Source organism: Pseudolabrys sp. Root1462 (assembly GCF_001426945.1).
Lineage (GTDB): Bacteria > Pseudomonadota > Alphaproteobacteria > Rhizobiales > Xanthobacteraceae > Pseudolabrys.
This window is the reverse complement of record NZ_LMFS01000003.1, coordinates 734,293-748,699: the sequence shown is the minus strand read 5'-3', so window position 1 is coordinate 748,699 and position 14,407 is coordinate 734,293. Positions and strand designations below refer to the sequence as shown.

At 64.4% G+C, this 14,407-nt stretch carries 15 protein-coding genes and 1 pseudogene; 9 read left to right on the top strand and 7 right to left on the bottom strand.

Annotated features, from left to right (window positions below; all coding sequences use genetic code 11):
- The first annotated feature begins 15 nt into the window (after positions 1-15).
- The 4 genes and pseudogenes from ASD45_RS20260 to ASD45_RS20245 form a co-directional block, all read left to right on the top strand.
- Positions 16-987 (top strand): threonine dehydratase, encoded by a 972-nt coding sequence (locus tag ASD45_RS20260; protein WP_200949766.1) that lies wholly within the window; start codon positions 16-18, stop codon positions 985-987.
- Positions 988-1,008: 21 nt separating this feature from the next.
- Positions 1,009-1,716 (top strand): fumarylacetoacetate hydrolase family protein, encoded by a 708-nt coding sequence (locus ASD45_RS20255; RefSeq protein WP_056913450.1) that lies wholly within the window; start codon positions 1,009-1,011, stop codon positions 1,714-1,716.
- 71 nt (positions 1,717-1,787) lie between these two features.
- Positions 1,788-2,150 carry a carboxymuconolactone decarboxylase family protein gene (locus ASD45_RS20250; protein ID WP_056913449.1) on the top strand — a complete coding sequence of 121 codons (363 nt, stop codon included), beginning with the start codon at positions 1,788-1,790 and terminating at the stop codon, positions 2,148-2,150.
- Between the two features lie 106 nt (positions 2,151-2,256).
- A pseudogene (locus ASD45_RS20245) lies at positions 2,257-3,341 on the top strand (alkene reductase); the annotation flags it as partial.
- A gap of 61 nt (positions 3,342-3,402) precedes the next feature.
- Here ASD45_RS20245 and ASD45_RS20240 read toward each other — a convergent pair.
- Positions 3,403-3,717 carry a hypothetical protein gene (locus ASD45_RS20240; protein WP_082541063.1) on the bottom strand — a complete coding sequence of 105 codons (315 nt, stop codon included), beginning with the start codon at positions 3,715-3,717 and terminating at the stop codon, positions 3,403-3,405.
- 43 nt (positions 3,718-3,760) lie between these two features.
- Positions 3,761-3,994 (bottom strand): hypothetical protein, encoded by a 234-nt coding sequence (locus tag ASD45_RS20235; protein ID WP_056913447.1) that lies wholly within the window; start codon positions 3,992-3,994, stop codon positions 3,761-3,763.
- Between the two features lie 169 nt (positions 3,995-4,163).
- On the opposite strand from ASD45_RS20235, the gene ASD45_RS20230 reads away from it, so the two are divergent.
- The 3 genes from ASD45_RS20230 to lepB all read left to right on the top strand — a co-directional run bounded on the left by ASD45_RS20230 (position 4,164) and on the right by lepB (position 7,227).
- Complete coding sequence (locus ASD45_RS20230) at positions 4,164-4,841, top strand: hypothetical protein (protein ID WP_056913446.1); 678 nt, start codon at positions 4,164-4,166, stop codon at positions 4,839-4,841.
- Positions 4,842-4,959: 118 nt separating this feature from the next.
- Positions 4,960-6,381 carry a metalloprotease TldD gene (tldD, locus tag ASD45_RS20225; protein WP_056913445.1) on the top strand — a complete coding sequence of 474 codons (1,422 nt, stop codon included), beginning with the start codon at positions 4,960-4,962 and terminating at the stop codon, positions 6,379-6,381.
- A 66-nt stretch (positions 6,382-6,447) separates the two neighbouring features.
- Positions 6,448-7,227, top strand: a complete 780-nt coding sequence (lepB, locus tag ASD45_RS20220) for a signal peptidase I (RefSeq protein WP_056913444.1) — start codon at positions 6,448-6,450, stop codon at positions 7,225-7,227.
- 63 nt (positions 7,228-7,290) lie between these two features.
- Here the strand turns inward: lepB and ASD45_RS20215 are convergent, their stop codons facing one another.
- Positions 7,291-7,782 carry a PAN domain-containing protein gene (locus ASD45_RS20215; RefSeq protein WP_244485580.1) on the bottom strand — a complete coding sequence of 164 codons (492 nt, stop codon included), beginning with the start codon at positions 7,780-7,782 and terminating at the stop codon, positions 7,291-7,293.
- Positions 7,783-8,066: 284 nt separating this feature from the next.
- On the opposite strand from ASD45_RS20215, the gene ASD45_RS20210 reads away from it, so the two are divergent.
- Positions 8,067-9,785 (top strand): glycosyltransferase family 39 protein, encoded by a 1,719-nt coding sequence (locus ASD45_RS20210; RefSeq protein ID WP_082541062.1) that lies wholly within the window; start codon positions 8,067-8,069, stop codon positions 9,783-9,785.
- Between the two features lie 160 nt (positions 9,786-9,945).
- Here ASD45_RS20210 and ASD45_RS20205 read toward each other — a convergent pair whose 3' ends face one another.
- Positions 9,946-10,311 (bottom strand): DUF1127 domain-containing protein, encoded by a 366-nt coding sequence (locus tag ASD45_RS20205; RefSeq protein ID WP_056913441.1) that lies wholly within the window; start codon positions 10,309-10,311, stop codon positions 9,946-9,948.
- A 208-nt stretch (positions 10,312-10,519) separates the two neighbouring features.
- Between ASD45_RS20205 and ASD45_RS20200 the strand changes: the two genes are divergently transcribed.
- Positions 10,520-11,401, top strand: a complete 882-nt coding sequence (locus ASD45_RS20200; protein WP_082541061.1) for a LysR substrate-binding domain-containing protein — start codon at positions 10,520-10,522, stop codon at positions 11,399-11,401.
- Here ASD45_RS20200 and ASD45_RS20195 read toward each other — a convergent pair whose 3' ends face one another.
- The 3 genes from ASD45_RS20195 to ASD45_RS20185 all read right to left on the bottom strand — a co-directional run bounded on the left by ASD45_RS20195 (position 11,402) and on the right by ASD45_RS20185 (position 14,396).
- Positions 11,402-12,283, bottom strand: coding sequence for a DMT family transporter (locus tag ASD45_RS20195; RefSeq protein ID WP_056913440.1), 882 nt, complete (start codon positions 12,281-12,283; stop codon positions 11,402-11,404). It lies immediately after the preceding gene.
- A 153-nt stretch (positions 12,284-12,436) separates the two neighbouring features.
- Positions 12,437-12,907 carry a Cys-tRNA(Pro) deacylase gene (gene ybaK / locus ASD45_RS20190; protein WP_056913439.1) on the bottom strand — a complete coding sequence of 157 codons (471 nt, stop codon included), beginning with the start codon at positions 12,905-12,907 and terminating at the stop codon, positions 12,437-12,439.
- 118 nt (positions 12,908-13,025) lie between these two features.
- Complete coding sequence (locus ASD45_RS20185; protein WP_056913438.1) at positions 13,026-14,396, bottom strand: glutamate--cysteine ligase; 1,371 nt, start codon at positions 14,394-14,396, stop codon at positions 13,026-13,028.
- Positions 14,397-14,407 lie beyond the last annotated feature (11 nt).

Genomic DNA, 14,407 nt, shown 5'->3' with positions numbered 1-14,407 from the left:
CATCTGGACGTGGCTCTGTTCGGCATCGACGACATCGAAGACGCGGCACGCCTGATCTACCGGCAGATGCAGGCGACGCCGCAATATGTCTGGCCGCTGCTTGGCGAACGCACCGGCTCAACCGTCTGGGTCAAGCACGAGAATCACACGCCGACCGGCGCTTTCAAGGTGCGCGGCGGCATCACCTTCATGGACTGGCTCAAGCGGACGCATCCCGGCACGCCGGGGATCGTCACCGCGACGCGCGGCAATCACGGCCAGAGCCAGGCCCGCGCCGCCACCGCGGCGGGGCTGAAGGCCAAGATCCTGGTGCCGTTCGGCAATTCGGTCGAGAAAAATGCGGCGATGCGCGCGTTCGGCGCCGATCTGATCGAATTCGGCAGCGACTTCGACGAGGCCCGTATCGAGGCCATGCGCCTGGCCGAGGTCGAGGGCCTGTTTTGCGTGCCGCCGTTCCACCGCGAACTGCTGCGCGGCGTCGCCACCTATGCGCTCGAACTGTTCGGCGCGGCGCGCGATCTCGACACTGTCTATGTGCCGATCGGCTGCGGCTCCGGCATCTGCGGCGTCATCGCGGTGCGCGATGCGCTCGGCCTTGCCACCGAAGTCGTCGGCGTGGTCTCGACCGAAGCCGCCGGCGCCAAGCTGTCGTTCGAAGCCGGCAAGCTGATCGAGACCAATTCTGCCAACACCATCGCCGATGGCATGGCGGTGCGCGTGCCGGTGCAGGAAGCGTTCGACATTTATGCGGAGGGCGCGAGCCGTATCGTCGCGGTCTCCGATGACGAGATCGCCGCGGCGATGCGCATTCTCTATTCCGACACCCACAATCTCGCCGAGGGCGCCGGCGCTGCGGCACTCGCCGCGCTGATCCAGGAAAAGCACAGGATGCGCGGTAAGAAAGTCGGCATCATCCTGTCCGGCGGCAATGTCGATCTGCCGCTCTATGCCAAGGTGCTGGCCGGCGACGCGCCGAAAGCCGGCTGACATTTCAAGGGAGAAGCGCCGATGGAAGCCTGGGAGCATCCGCTCATCAAGAAAGGCATGCCGGAGCAACTCGCCAAGCGGCGCGCGCGCATTGCCGCCGGTGAGAAGCCGTTGGGCTGGAAGGTCGGGCTCGGCGCGCCCGCGCTGATGCAAAAGGTCGGCATCGCTGCGCCGATCGTCGGCTTCCTGATGCAGAGCGCGCAGATCAAGTCGGGCGGCACGGTGTCGCTGAAGGGCTATGTGCGGCCCGTCGCCGAGCCGGAGATTGCAGTGCGCATGGCGGCGACGCCGATGCCGGGCGCGTCCGCGGACGAAGTTCGCGCGGCGATCCGGGAGATCATGCCGGCCATAGAAATCGCCGATATGGATCCGGTGCCGACGCCGCACAATCTCGACGTCATCCTCGAGGACGACGTCTTCCAGCGCCATGTGATTATCGGCGAGACGACGCGCGCCGGCGGCAGCATCGAAGGCCTGACCTCGCGTGTTACCCGGCGCGGCGCGCTCATCAACACGACGACCGATCCGCAAGCATTGACCGGCAAGGTCGTCGATATCGTCGCGCATGTCGCGGCCACCCTCGCCGCCTATGGCGAGATGCTGTCGCCCGGCGACATCATCATCACCGGTTCGATCACGCCGCCGCAGATGCTGGAGGCCGACGATACGGCCTTTATCCACGCGCTCGATCCGGTCGGCGACGTGCGCGTTGCATTCACGCACGACTGAAGGTTCTTGATCTCGATCAACGGCGTCCGCCGCTGCGCGACTAAGGTCGCGTCCGTACGGAGGACCGGCCGATGAAGCAGTGGAATGATCATCTCAATGAGGTCAAGGCACTGATGCGCACGTTGCGCGGCGACACGCCCGACGTGATGAAAGCCTTTTCCAGCCTGGCGCAGGCCGCGGCGGCGCCGAAGGCCCTCGACGCCAAGAGCAAGGAACTGATCGCGCTTGGCATCTCGGTGGCGATCCGCTGCGACGACTGCATCGGCTTCCACGTCAAGGCAGCGCTCGACCACGGCGCCACTCGCGAGGAAGTGATCGAAACACTCGGTATGGCGATCTACATGGGCGCCGGGCCGGCGGTCATGTACGCCACCCATGCAATCGAGGCTTTTGAGCAGATGAAACCGCCGGCGGTTGCGCGCGGCACGTCCTGAAAAGGCGCAATGCGAGCCCCCGGTATACTGGTTCTGCGTCAGTCACTGTTTTGAAACCGACTTTGGTCTCGTCGTTTCGCGCATTGCGCATGGCGTCCGAGTCCCCATGTTGGATACGGGGATCATCAATCAACCTTTCGAGGACGCTATGTCGCTCTTTTCGAAGGCCACGCTTGGCCCGCTGACACTGCAAAACCATCTCGTCATGGCACCGCTGACGCGGAGCCGCGCTATCGGCAACGTCCCAAACGACCTGATGGCCGACTACTACGCGCAGCGCGCCAGTGTCGGTCTGATCATCACCGAGGGCACTTCGCCATCGCCTAACGGCCTCGGTTATGCGCGCATTCCAGGCATCTATTCTGCCGAACAGGTGGCCGGCTGGAAGAAGGTGACTGATGCCGTCCACGCCAAGGGCGCGAAGATCTTCGTGCAACTGATGCACACCGGACGCATCGCGCATCCGCTCAATTTGCCCGCCGGCGCCCGCCTGGTTGCGCCGTCCGCCGTTGCGGCTCAAGGCCAGATGTATACCGACGCCGAAGGCATGAAGGATCAGCCCGTACCACACGCGTTCACCGAGGCCGAACTCGCTGCAACGCGCGAAGAATTTGTCACGGCCGCGAAGAATGCAGTTGCCGCGGGCTTCGACGGCATCGAACTGCACGCCGCCAATGGCTACCTGCTCGAACAGTTCATCCGGCCGAACTCGAACATCCGCACCGACAAGTATGGCGGGTCGATCGAAAATCGCGCCCGTTTCGTCATCGAAGTCGCGGAGGCTACTGCCGCCGCGATCGGCAAGGACAAGGTTGGCATCCGGCTGTCGCCGTACGGCGTCTTCAACGACATGCCGCTCTATCCCGAGATGGAATCGGACTACACCTATCTCGCCGGCAAGCTCAACGAAGTTGGGCTCGTCTACATTCATCTGGTCGATCATTCGCCGCAGGGCGCGCCGGAAGTTCCGGCCTCGATCAAGCAGACGTTCCGCAACAAGTTCAAGCGCACGCTGATCCTGTCCGGCGGCTATGACGCCAAGCGCGCCGAAGCCGATCTCGCCGCGGGCAAGGCCGACCTCATCGCGGTCGGCCGTCCGATCCTCGCCAATCCGGATCTCGTGGAGCGCTGGAAGGCGAATACGTCGCTGAACGAGCCGGATGCCAGCACGTTCTATACGCCCGGAGCGAANACACACACACACACAAAATGCCCCGGCACCTCGCCGGGGCATTTTTATTTTCGACGACGATCAGTCGGCGGCTTTCTCAGCCTTTTCGGCATTCTTCACGATGTCGCCTTCGACCATGACGATGCCCTTGAGGATCTGCCGCCATGCCGGCTTGTGCCGGAGGAGAAACTCTAGATCCATCGAGAAATGTTTGAACTCTTCCTTCTGCGCATTTTCCATGATGGCGTGCGCGACCTCGTCCTTTTCAAGCGAGAGGCGCTGTTCGTACCAGCCGATGGCTTCGGCTTCCTCGATCAGTCCCGTGATCATGCGCGCGAAGGTCCGCGTCTTCTGCGACAACTCTGCCGCGGGCTCATGATATTGGTCAGTAGCCATTGTCATCTCTTCTTCGTGTTACGCGAAAGCCCTGCCGGGCCGTTTACTGCCCGGACGGATGCTGAGCACGGGCGCGCTCCGCCTGCGCGCGGGCGCGCTTATTCGCCTCATGACGGCCAATCGCGCAGCCGGCCGCAGCGCCGAGTAGACCGTGATGACCGGCGTAGTGGCCTGCAACGCCGCCAACGATGGCGCCCTTGATGCAGCCCTTGGCATCGGCCGCCGTGGCTCCGGCGACCAGAAGGACAATGAATGCTGCTCCTGCCAGAACCTTCATCCCTGATCTCCTTCTCGCTCAAGTGGATCGTTAAGCGAAAGCAGCCGGGTAAAGTTCCCGCCCAACCCCTCAAGGGCTTAGGTTATCGGCTGCCGAATAGGCTAGGTTGCCTGGCGACAGCCAAATCATGACCGCGCCATTAGCAGCGGGTGTTACGAACGAGAGACGCGTGCTTCCCTGGAAGGTGCTCGATACGGCCAAGGTCCCCGGCGGCCGCGAAGAACTACGGCTGAAGCAGCGCGGCGCCGAATTCGTCATCATGCTCGGCAAACAGGAGCTGATGAGCAACCGGCTCAGCGCCACTGAAGAGGCGCTGGCGACATTCGGCTGCGACACCATCCGGACGCGCGCCAAGCCGCGGGTGTTGATCGGCGGCCTCGGCATGGGCTTCACCTTGCGCGCGGCGCTCAAGATACTCGGTGACAAGGCCGACATCGTGGTGGCCGAGCTGGTGCCCGCGGTCGTTGACTGGGCGCGCGGCCCGATGGCTAAGCTATTCGGCGACAGCCTCACCGACGCGCGCGTCACCATTCACGAAACCGACGTCGGCGAACTGATCCGCGCCAAGGCATCGGCCTATGATGCGATTCTGCTCGATGTCGATAATGGCCCTGAGGGGCTGACTCGCGTCGCCAACGACGCGCTGTACGACGCGAAGGGTCTCGCCGCGGCACACCGGGCGCTGCGTCCGGGCGGCGTGCTTGCGGTGTGGTCTTCCGCGCCTGATCCGAAATTCACCGCGCGGCTGAAAAAGGCGAGCTTCGCCGTGAAGGAAATCCCGATGCGTGCCAAGGGCTCGCCCGGCACGGTTCGCCATTTCGTTTGGACCGCGACCAAGGGCCAATAGGCCCGAGCCAACCGCCATCCGTGCCCTAGCGGCCACCCTCGCCAAATCGCCGCATTGTGCCTATCTGTTGGGGACCCGCTCCCCTCTGAGATGCGGGGCTTTCCAGGAGATTTTGGCCATGGATCCAGCCGCTTCATCACTGATCGACCGCGCCGGCCTCGACAAGGGCAAGGTCCGCGAGCTGGTCGGCCGCGGCCTGGAAGGCGCCGACGACGGCGAATTGTTCCTCGAATACAAGCAGACCGAGGCGCTGGCCTTCGACAACGGCCGCCTCAAGCAGGCGACTTACGACACCACCCAGGGCTTCGGCCTGCGCGCCGTCAAGGATGAGGCCGTTGGCTACGCCCACGCCTCCGACCTGTCGGAAGGCGCCCTCGCCCGCGCCGCCGAGGCCGTGCGCGCTGTCAAGGGTGGCTACAGCGGCACCTATGCCGAGGCTCCCGGCCGAACCAACCGCAAGCTCTATGATGACGTGAACCCGCTCGGCACGCCGACCTTTGAATCCAAGGTCAAGCTGCTCGAGACGATCGATGCTTATGCCCGCGCCAAGGATCCACGCGTGCGGCAGGTCACCGCGTCGATTGCCGCAACTTGGCAGGTCGTAGAAATCCTGCGCGGCGACGGCGAGACCTATCGCGACATTCGTCCACTGGTCCGCCTCAACGTCTCCGTGGTCGCCGGCGACGGCGACCGTCAGGAAACCGGCAGCTACGGCGTCGGCGGGCGCGAAGGTTACGAACGTTTCATCGAGCCTTCGATGTGGCAACATGCGGTCGATGAAGCCGTGCGCCAGGCCATGGTCAACCTCACCGCCGTCGCGGCACCGGCCGGAGAAATGGATGTCGTGCTCGCCTCCGGCTGGCCAGGCGTGATGCTGCATGAAGCCGTCGGCCACGGCCTCGAGGGCGACTTCAACCGCAAGAAGACCTCGGCCTTCGCCGGTTTGATGGGCCAGCAGGTCGCCGCCAAGGGCGTCACCGTCATAGACGACGGCACCGTGCAGCAGCGCCGCGGCTCGCTGACCATCGACGACGAAGGTACGCCGACCAACCGGACCGTTCTGATCGAAGACGGCATTCTCGTCGGCTACATGCAGGACCGGCAGAACGCGCGGCTGATGGGCATGAAGCCGACCGGCAATGGCCGGCGCGAAAGCCACGCTCATGTGCCGATGCCGCGCATGACCAACACGGCGATGCTCGCCGGCGACAAGGAGCCGTCCGAGATCATCGCTTCGGTGAAGAATGGCCTGTACGCCGTCAATTTCGGCGGCGGCCAGGTCGATATCACCTCGGGAAAATACGTCTTCCAGTGCACCGAGGCCTACAAAATCGAGAACGGCAAGATCACCGCGCCGGTAAAGGGCGCCATGCTGATCGGCAACGGCCCGACCGATCTGCACCGCATCACCATGATCGGCAACGACTTCGCGCTCGATCCGGGAATCGGCACCTGTGGCAAGAACGGCCAGGGCGTGCCGGTCGGCGTCGGCCAGCCGTCGCTGCGCATGGACAAGATCACTGTTGGCGGAACGGCCTAGGGCCGTGGTCCCGAAAAGCGAAACCGGATTTCGGACAAGACCACGCGCCAAGAGAGAATGTGAGCCATGACCAGTGAGACCGCTCCCGTGAGTAAGTCGCCTTCGCGCCTGCGCAGCATCGGCAAGGGCGTCGTCGATATCGTATCGATCTTGCTGGCCGTAACGATCGCCAAGACGGCGCTCGCCGAACCGTTCTACGTGCCGTCGGGCTCGATGGAGCCAACCTTGCTGATCGGCGACGAATTGCTGGCGACCAAGTTCGCCTATGGCTACTCGACCGCCTCGCTGCCGGCCTTCATCACGCTACCGCCGAGCGAGCGGTTGTTTGGCGCGCTGCCGAAGCGCGGCGACGTTGTCGTGTTCCGCTGGCCGGGCGATCGCTCGCAGGTCTGGGTCAAGCGCGTCATCGGCCTGCCCGGCGATCATATCAAGCTCGAGAACGGCGTCGTCTTCATCAATGGCGAAGCCGCCATGCAGACGCCCGAAGGCGCCGGCCAGGCCGAGAACGAGGATGGCTCGCAGGCCAAGGCTGCGCGCTTCATCGAGACGCTGCCGGGCGGCCGCAAGCACACGATCTTCAAACTCACCGGCTACGATCCGCTCGACAACGTGCCGGACACTTTGGTGCCGGCGGGCCACGTCTTCGTCATGGGCGACAACCGCGACAACTCGGCCGACTCGCGCGTGCCGCTGCGCGCCGGCGGCGTCGGCCTGTTGCCGACCGCCGATCTCATCGGCCGCGTCGATGCCATTGTCGGCTCGTGGGACCTTGGCATGAAGGACCAGCCGGTATGGACCTGGCCGAAGGGCCTGCGGATGTCGCGGTTCTTCTCGGGCGTTGAGTAGGCTCCGTCATTCCCGGCGCGCATTGGCGCTAGCCCAACGCGGGCCGCCCGGGAATGACAATCTCTATCGCACCACCCCGGAAATACAGCATGGCTTCGACCGCGGCCGCGTGATCCTGTCTTTCAGGAAGCAGCGCGCCTGGGCGCCAATATAGCCCGGCCGCAAATAGGTCCAGGCTCGGCATTTGTTGTCGTCGGCGCAGGCCTTGCCACAGGCGGCGCCGCTCGGATCCGGCGGCAGTTCGAAATTGCGGTAGTCGCCGCCGAACCGATCGATCGAGTATTCGGTCTCGCCGACGGGCGGCTCGATGACCCCGGCGCCGCGCACACCGGACACACAGCAACTGTCGGCGTTGCGCGGCGGCACCTTGTTCTTGAGCCAGCAGGCCGCATGCGCGTCGGCGGTGCGGGGATAGGAGAAGCTCCAGGCGCGGCAACGCGTATCGCGCTCGCAGCGGGCGGCGCAGACCTGCGGATCGCCGTTGTTGACCTCGAATCTCAGATAGTCGCCGCCGCGGCGGTCGAACCCGGTCTGGGCCAAGGCCAAACCCGGCATGAAGGCCACGACCGCGAGGAGCGCCCAGAAGCGCGCCCAATTCCGCATCAATCCGCCAAGATAGCAGCTCAATCGCATCCCGGCCTGCCATTCCGTTGCTGCCGCCTTGGCTTTCAACCAAGGATCGCGCCTTGCCGCCCCCACGTGCCCCGCTCGCGCAGATGGAGCATGACAGATGCCACGGAACAAGACAAAATCCGCCGCAAAGAGATAGGGAGGGCCGCCTGCCGGGGAGCCTGCCTGTCGCCGTAGCCCAGTGATCTGTGGATCATGCGAGCCAACGCATGGCCAGCCGTTCGTCTGTGCCTTGGCGTTTCCCCGACACGCACACAACGATGTTTGCCGATCTTTCGAGGGAACGGCTGCGCGCCGCGACGCGCCTTGGTGCGCGACTTCGCGAGCGCTTTGCCGCGTGCGACCGCTATGACATGGCGGTCGCCGTGCTTTTTGCCGTCCTCGCCGTGTTGGTGCCGGCGACCTTCCATGCTTACGCCATCACCAACGACGAAGAAGTGCAGCAGCGTTACGGCGAAATGATCGTCGCCTATTACGCCAGCGGCTTCAAAAACCAGTCACTGTTTCACTTCGTCAATCTCTATCTCTATGGCGGCCTGTTCGACGGCCTCGCTGTCATGATCCAGCGCGCGCTGCCGATGGTCGAGCCTTACGGCATCCGCCACCTGCTCTGTGCCGTCATCGGACTCGGCGGCATCGCCGCCGCATGGGCCACTGCGCGCATGGTCGCCGGACCGCGCGCCGCGGCAATCGCGGCCTTCTCGCTCGCGGTGTGCGGGCCGTGGTACGGCTCGATGTTCAATCACACCAAGGACATCCCCTTCGCCGCTGCGATGATGGCGGCCGCCTATTTTCTGCTGCGCGCAACGCGGGACCTGCCACGGCCGCGCTGGCGCCACGTCATCGCCTTCGGAATTTTCTTCGGCGCCGCGCTCGGCATTCGCGTGCTCGGGCTGCTCCTTGCCGGCTATGTAGCGCTGGCGATTTTCGTCTCGGGGCCGTCCTGGCGCGCCAACCTGAGCCAGGCTATCGAGTTCTACGCCCGGTCGGTGACGGCGCTGCTGCCCGCTTTCGTGATCGCCTACCTCATCATGATCGTGGCGTGGCCGTGGTCGGCGCTGTCGCCGCTCAATCCGATCCGCGGACTCTTTGATTTCGGCGAATTCCACTACCAGATCCGCACCCTGCTTGGCGGTCATATCTATGAAATGGCCAATGTGCCGCGCTGGTATGTGCCGGCCTATCTGCTGTTCAAGCTGCCGCTGATCATCGTCGCTGGCGCCATCGTCTCGATCATCTTCGTTCTATGGCCGCGCAGCGAGGCAGGCGGCCACTCGCGCCGGCGCAACGACACCCTGCTGCTGGCGGTGATCGCCGCGTTTCCGGTTCTGTGCGAGGTGATCGATCGCGGGCCGGCTTTCACCGGACTGCGGCACTTCCTGTTCGTCGTCCCGGTGTTTGCCGTGCTGGCGGGCATCGGCTTCGACGCGCTGCTGACACGCTTTGCTTTGGTGCGGCCGTGGCTGTCGCGAGCCGCGGCGGCGGCGATCGTCGCTGTGCTCGTGGCGAACGCCGGCATACTGGTCGCGCTGCATCCTTACGAATATCTCTATTACAATCCGCTGGTCGGCGGCTTGTCCGGCGCCGCGGGCCGCTACGTGGGCGACTACTGGGTGACGATCATGCCGGAAGCGGTCGACGACCTCGAAGCCTATGTCGCCAAGATCGATGCCAAGGGCCACCACACCCATCGCTATACGGTCGCGGTGTGCGGCGAGCGGCTGCCGTTCGAGAAAGAGGCCAACTCGCGGCTGCAATGGGTGTCGGACTGGAGCAAGGCCGAATTCTTCATCGCGCCGACGCACATGAATTGTGATCGCGCGCTCGGCGGCCGCGAGGTTTCAACGATCAAGCGGCTCGGCGTGAAGATCGGCGTGGTCAAAGACCGCCGCTCGCTGCTGACGTCAGAAGTCGCCGGCGTGCGCTGACGAATCACTCTGCAAAAATTAAAGCGCCCGCCGGAGGGGCCAGCGGGCGCTTGTGATCCGGGCGCGAGAGGGGAATTTCGCAGTGCTCGGACCGTAGCGGCCGATGAGAGGGATCGGCCGTTTTCGTGAAACGCGCCTCACGGCGCGTTCCCCTATTTTGTCAGACCGTTTCGCGAGCGGGCCGGTTGGTCGCCGGGCGGCGGAAGGTCTTGCTGTCGCCTTGCCAGAGAACGACGCGCGTCCGGGCGCGGTTCATGCGCCGCTCGATGGCACGCTCCTTCAGGAGCGCCGTCGGGTCCGCCCAGAGCGGCTCCGAGAAGGCGTCCTGCACATCGGACTGCGTCAGGCCGATATCGGCGAGCATGCGGCCATCGAGGCCGGCAAGCATTCGGGCGTCGCGGCGGTGGCGCACAGCGCGATTGACGGATTTGACCGAGATGACGACCACGTTGATGGCGGCGCCCAGGGCCCGGGTCAGGGTTCCGGCGGCGAGCGGCAAAACGGGATAAGCGGTTGTCATGGTCATCTCCAATTTTCTGATGCAAAACCAGCGCCTTATGCTCTGATTCAGGTCAGCGGGACCCTGTATCACCACGTCCGAGTCCGTTGCCGACACCGTCTATATGCGCCTGCGGTATTGATTAGTGAAACGAATGTTTTTAATCTGACCAATCAGGAATAGTGATGTTATCCTTTGCGGGCGCCAAGCCCGTAGCATTTGGGGAGTTTTGCCCATGACTGCACTGCTCGATGCTGACCAACTCAGGACATTCATCGCAATCGCCGAGACCGGCAGCTTCACCAAAGCCGCCGAGTTCGTGAACAAGACGCAATCGGCGGTGTCGATGCAGATGAAGCGGCTGGAGGAGCGCCTTGATCGGCCGGTGTTCGTTCGCGATGGCCGCGCCTCCAAACTCACCGAAGACGGCCAGCGCCTGCTCGACTATGCGCGACGCATCATCAAGCTGAACATCGAAACGATCGCCGCCTTCACCGATGAGGAATTGTCGGGCCGCGTCCGGCTCGGCGTGCCGGACGACTATGCCGACCGTTATCTGCCGGAAATCATGGCGCGGTTCTCGCGCGCTTATCCCGGGGTCGAACTGTCGGTGATGTGCGAACCGTCGGTCGATCTGTGGGAGCGCATCGACGCCAACGAGATCGATCTCGCCATCGTCACCAATTGCGAATCCCAGCGCGCCGCCGAAACGTTTCGCCGCGAGCGGCTGTTGTGGGTGACGTCGAACCGCCATACCGCACACACGGAAGAAACCGTGCCGCTTGCGCTCGGCCGACCGACCTGCGCCTGGCGGCGCACCGCGATCGAGCGTCTCGACGTCATGGGCCGGCCGTATCGCCTGCTTTATTCGAGTTCGAATGCCGGCGCGGTCGCCGCCGCGGTGCTGTCGGGGCTTGCGGTATCGGTGCTGGCCGAATCCGGCCTGCGGCCCGGCATGCGCGTCTTGACGCCGGCCGACGGCTATCCCGACCTGCCGAGCTGCCAGATCGGCCTGGTGCGCAATGCGCATGAGAGCTCGACGCTGGCCAACGCGCTGGCCGAGCACATCATCTCGTCGCTCGACAACCTGTCGGAAGCCGCGATCGCCGCCGAATGATCACGGCTTCGGCGGCCGCAGCACGAGGATGACACCGCACAGCACGCAGGCGAGGCCGGCGACCGCCACCGGCGTCCAGCGATAGTCTTCGAGCCAGGTCGAGGCCGCGAGCGCGACCACCGGGTACAGCACGGTCGAGTAGCCGGCGCGCGCCGCGCCGATGCGGTTGAGCAGCGTGAAATAGGTGCCGAAGCCAACCACCGACGCCAGCAACACCAGATAGACCAGCGAGCCGAGATAGATCGGGCTCCAGTCCATGACGAAGGCTTCGCCCTTGGCGACGCCGACCAGCGCCACGATAACGGTGCCGTAGAGCATGGCCCAGGACAACGTGGCGAACACCGGCAGATTGCGGCGCTTGGCGGAAAGCGACACCATGTTGCCGATGCAGAAGCACGAGGTGGCGACAAGGCCGAGCACGAAGCCGAGCAGCGCGCCGCCATCGAGGCGCAGCCCCTTGATCTGCGGATAGAACATCGCCGCGACGCCGACGATGCCGATCAGGCCGCCGAGAACGGCGCGGCCCTCGATCCTTGTGCCGAAGACCAGGGCGCCGAGCAGCACATTGCCCACCGCAGCCAATGTAAATTCGATCGACAGCAGCCCCGACGAGACATGCTGGGCCGCGTGATAGAACAGCATGTAATTGATCGAGAATATGCACAGGCCGAGCGCGACGAAGTAACCGTGATCGACGAGCCGGTAGCGCAGACGCTCGCCGCGATAGACGGTGATGGCGAACATCAGCGGCGTGGCGAAGCCGTAGCGCCAGACGATCGACACCTCCGGCGCGATCGACGCGGCCTGATAGTGCGTCGCGATCCAGCTCGAGCCCCAGATCAGCACCGTGACCACATAGAGCACGATGTCCGACCTTGTCATCGGCCGGAGCACGGCCGACGGCGCTGGAATGAGTTTTGTCTTGGGACATCGCGATAAGGCGCCGCCGGAACGCGTGGCTGGGATGGCCTTGTGACGCGACGATGCTGTTCCGGCAAGCGATCAGGCGTGATGGCCGCCATGCAGAATGCGGCCTCAGCAGATCTCCGCCGGCGTCGCGGCGAGAACGCGCACCAGATCCGCCGGCTTGAGTTCGACCTGGAGGCCGCGGCGGCCGCCGTTGCACAGGATGGTCGGGAACTGCAACGCCGTCTGTTCGATGAATACCCGCGCGCGCTTCTTCTGGCCGAACGGCGAAATGCCGCCGACATGATAGCCGGTGATGCGCTCGGCTTCGGCCGCCCCCAGCATCGCCGCGCTTTTGGCGCCGGCGGCCGCGGCAAGGCGCTTCAGGTTCACTTCGCGGTCGGAGGGCGCCAGCACGCAGACGACATCGGTGCCGGCCTTCGCCATCAAGGTCTTCAGCAACCGCGCCGGTTCGATGCCGAGCGCTTCGGCCGCCTGCATACCGATGCGTTCGGCATTCGGGTCGTAGTCGTATTCGTGCAGCGAGAAGGCGACCTTGGCCTTTTCAAGCGCGAGCGTCGCGGGCGTGGACTTGGCCATTTGACAACCTATCCAGGCCTCATCCTGAGGAGCGCTCCGAAGGAGCGCGTCTCGAAGGACGAGGCCGCCCCATGGTTCGAGACGCGCGCAATTGCGCGCTCCTCACCATGAGGCGGAGCTAATACATATACTCATCGAAGATGTGATCGACCGAGCCGCCCCACTCGCCGTGGAATTTCTCGAGCAGTTCCTCGGCCGGCGTGATGCCGCGCGCGATCGACTCTTCCAGCGGGCGAAGGTAGCGCGTTTCGTCGCGGCCGTTGCGGTCGAGCCGCTTGCGGCGGGAAAGGCCCTTGGCGCAAATGCGCAAGGTCTCCTGCGCCAACGTCAGCACGTTGCGGCCGCGGATCTCGGCCTTGAAGCCGAGCTTCGGCACGTCGTCGCGCAGCTTCTGCCGCTCCTGCGCGGTCCAGTCCTTCACCATCTGCCAGCAGGCATCGAGCGCATCATCGTCGTAGAGAATGCCGACCCAGTAGGCCGAGAGCGACGGCAGGCGGCGCCAGGGGCCGCCGTCGGCGCCGCGCATTTCGAGATAACGCTTGAGCCGAACCTCGGGGAAGATCGTCGACAGATGGTTGGCCCAGTCCGACAAGGTCGGCTTTTCGCCGGGCATGATGTCGAGCTTGCCGGCGAAGAAATCGCGGAACGACTTGCCGGAGGCATCGATATATTTGTCGCCGCGCTTGATGAAATACATCGGCACGTCGAGCGCATAATCGACATAGCGCTCGAAGCCCATGCCGTCTTCGAAGGCGAAGGGAAGCATGCCGGCGCGGTTATTGTCGGTATCACGCCAGATCTCCGAGCGCGCCGACAGGTAACCGTTCGGGCAGCCTTCGGTGAACGGCGAGTTGGCGAACAAAGCAGTGGCCACCGGCTGCAGCGCCAGCGACACGCGCAGCTTCTTCACCATGTCGGCTTCGGACGAGAAGTCGAGGTTCGCCTGCACCGTACAGGTGCGATACATCATGTCGAGGCCGCGGGTGCCGACCTTCGGCATGTAGTTCGTCATGATCTTGTAGCGGCCCTTGGGCATCACCGGCATGTCGGCGCGCGACCAGTTCGGCGTCATGCCGAGGCCGAGGAAGCCGAGGCCCAGTGGCTTTGCCACTTCGCGGACCTGCGCCAGGTGCGCGAACAGTTCGGCCGCGGTCTGGTGCACATTGTCGTAAGGCGCGCCGGACAGTTCGAACTGGCCGCCCGGTTCGAGCGAAATGGCGCCGCCGCCGGTGACGTCGAACATGCCGATGATGTTCTCGCCCTCCATGATCGGCTCCCAGCCGAGCAGGCCGTGCATGCCGTCGAGCAGCGCGCGAATCGACTGCTGGCCGGCATAGGGCACCGGCCGGTGGTCTTTTAATGTGAAGACGAATTTCTCGTGCTCGGTGCCGACACGCCACTGCGACTTCGGCTTGCAACCCGCTTCAAACCAGGCGACGAGTTCGTCGCGGGTCTCGAGCGGGGTCATATCGATCTGGTCACGCGCCATAAAACTCTTCC

Bases quoted from the DNA above. Each gene is read 5' to 3' on its own strand.
- ASD45_RS20185 (WP_056913438.1), bottom strand. From the start codon at position 14,396: ATGGCGCGTGACCAGATCGATATGACCCCGCTCGAGACCCGCGACGAA.
- ASD45_RS20240 (WP_082541063.1), bottom strand. From the start codon at position 3,717: ATGGCTACTGACCAATATCATGAGCCCGCGGCAGAGTTGTCGCAGAAG.
- ASD45_RS20200 (WP_082541061.1), top strand. From the start codon at position 10,520: ATGACTGCACTGCTCGATGCTGACCAACTCAGGACATTCATCGCAATC.
- ybaK (WP_056913439.1), bottom strand. From the start codon at position 12,907: ATGGCCAAGTCCACGCCCGCGACGCTCGCGCTTGAAAAGGCCAAGGTC.
- ASD45_RS20255 (WP_056913450.1), top strand. From the start codon at position 1,009: ATGGAAGCCTGGGAGCATCCGCTCATCAAGAAAGGCATGCCGGAGCAA.
- ASD45_RS20250 (WP_056913449.1), top strand. From the start codon at position 1,788: ATGAAGCAGTGGAATGATCATCTCAATGAGGTCAAGGCACTGATGCGC.
- ASD45_RS20235 (WP_056913447.1), bottom strand. From the start codon at position 3,994: ATGAAGGTTCTGGCAGGAGCAGCATTCATTGTCCTTCTGGTCGCCGGA.
- ASD45_RS20210 (WP_082541062.1), top strand. From the start codon at position 8,067: ATGGCCAGCCGTTCGTCTGTGCCTTGGCGTTTCCCCGACACGCACACA.
- tldD (WP_056913445.1), top strand. From the start codon at position 4,960: ATGGATCCAGCCGCTTCATCACTGATCGACCGCGCCGGCCTCGACAAG.
- ASD45_RS20205 (WP_056913441.1), bottom strand. From the start codon at position 10,311: ATGACCATGACAACCGCTTATCCCGTTTTGCCGCTCGCCGCCGGAACC.
- lepB (WP_056913444.1), top strand. From the start codon at position 6,448: ATGACCAGTGAGACCGCTCCCGTGAGTAAGTCGCCTTCGCGCCTGCGC.
- ASD45_RS20215 (WP_244485580.1), bottom strand. From the start codon at position 7,782: ATGCCGGGTTTGGCCTTGGCCCAGACCGGGTTCGACCGCCGCGGCGGC.
- ASD45_RS20195 (WP_056913440.1), bottom strand. From the start codon at position 12,283: ATGACAAGGTCGGACATCGTGCTCTATGTGGTCACGGTGCTGATCTGG.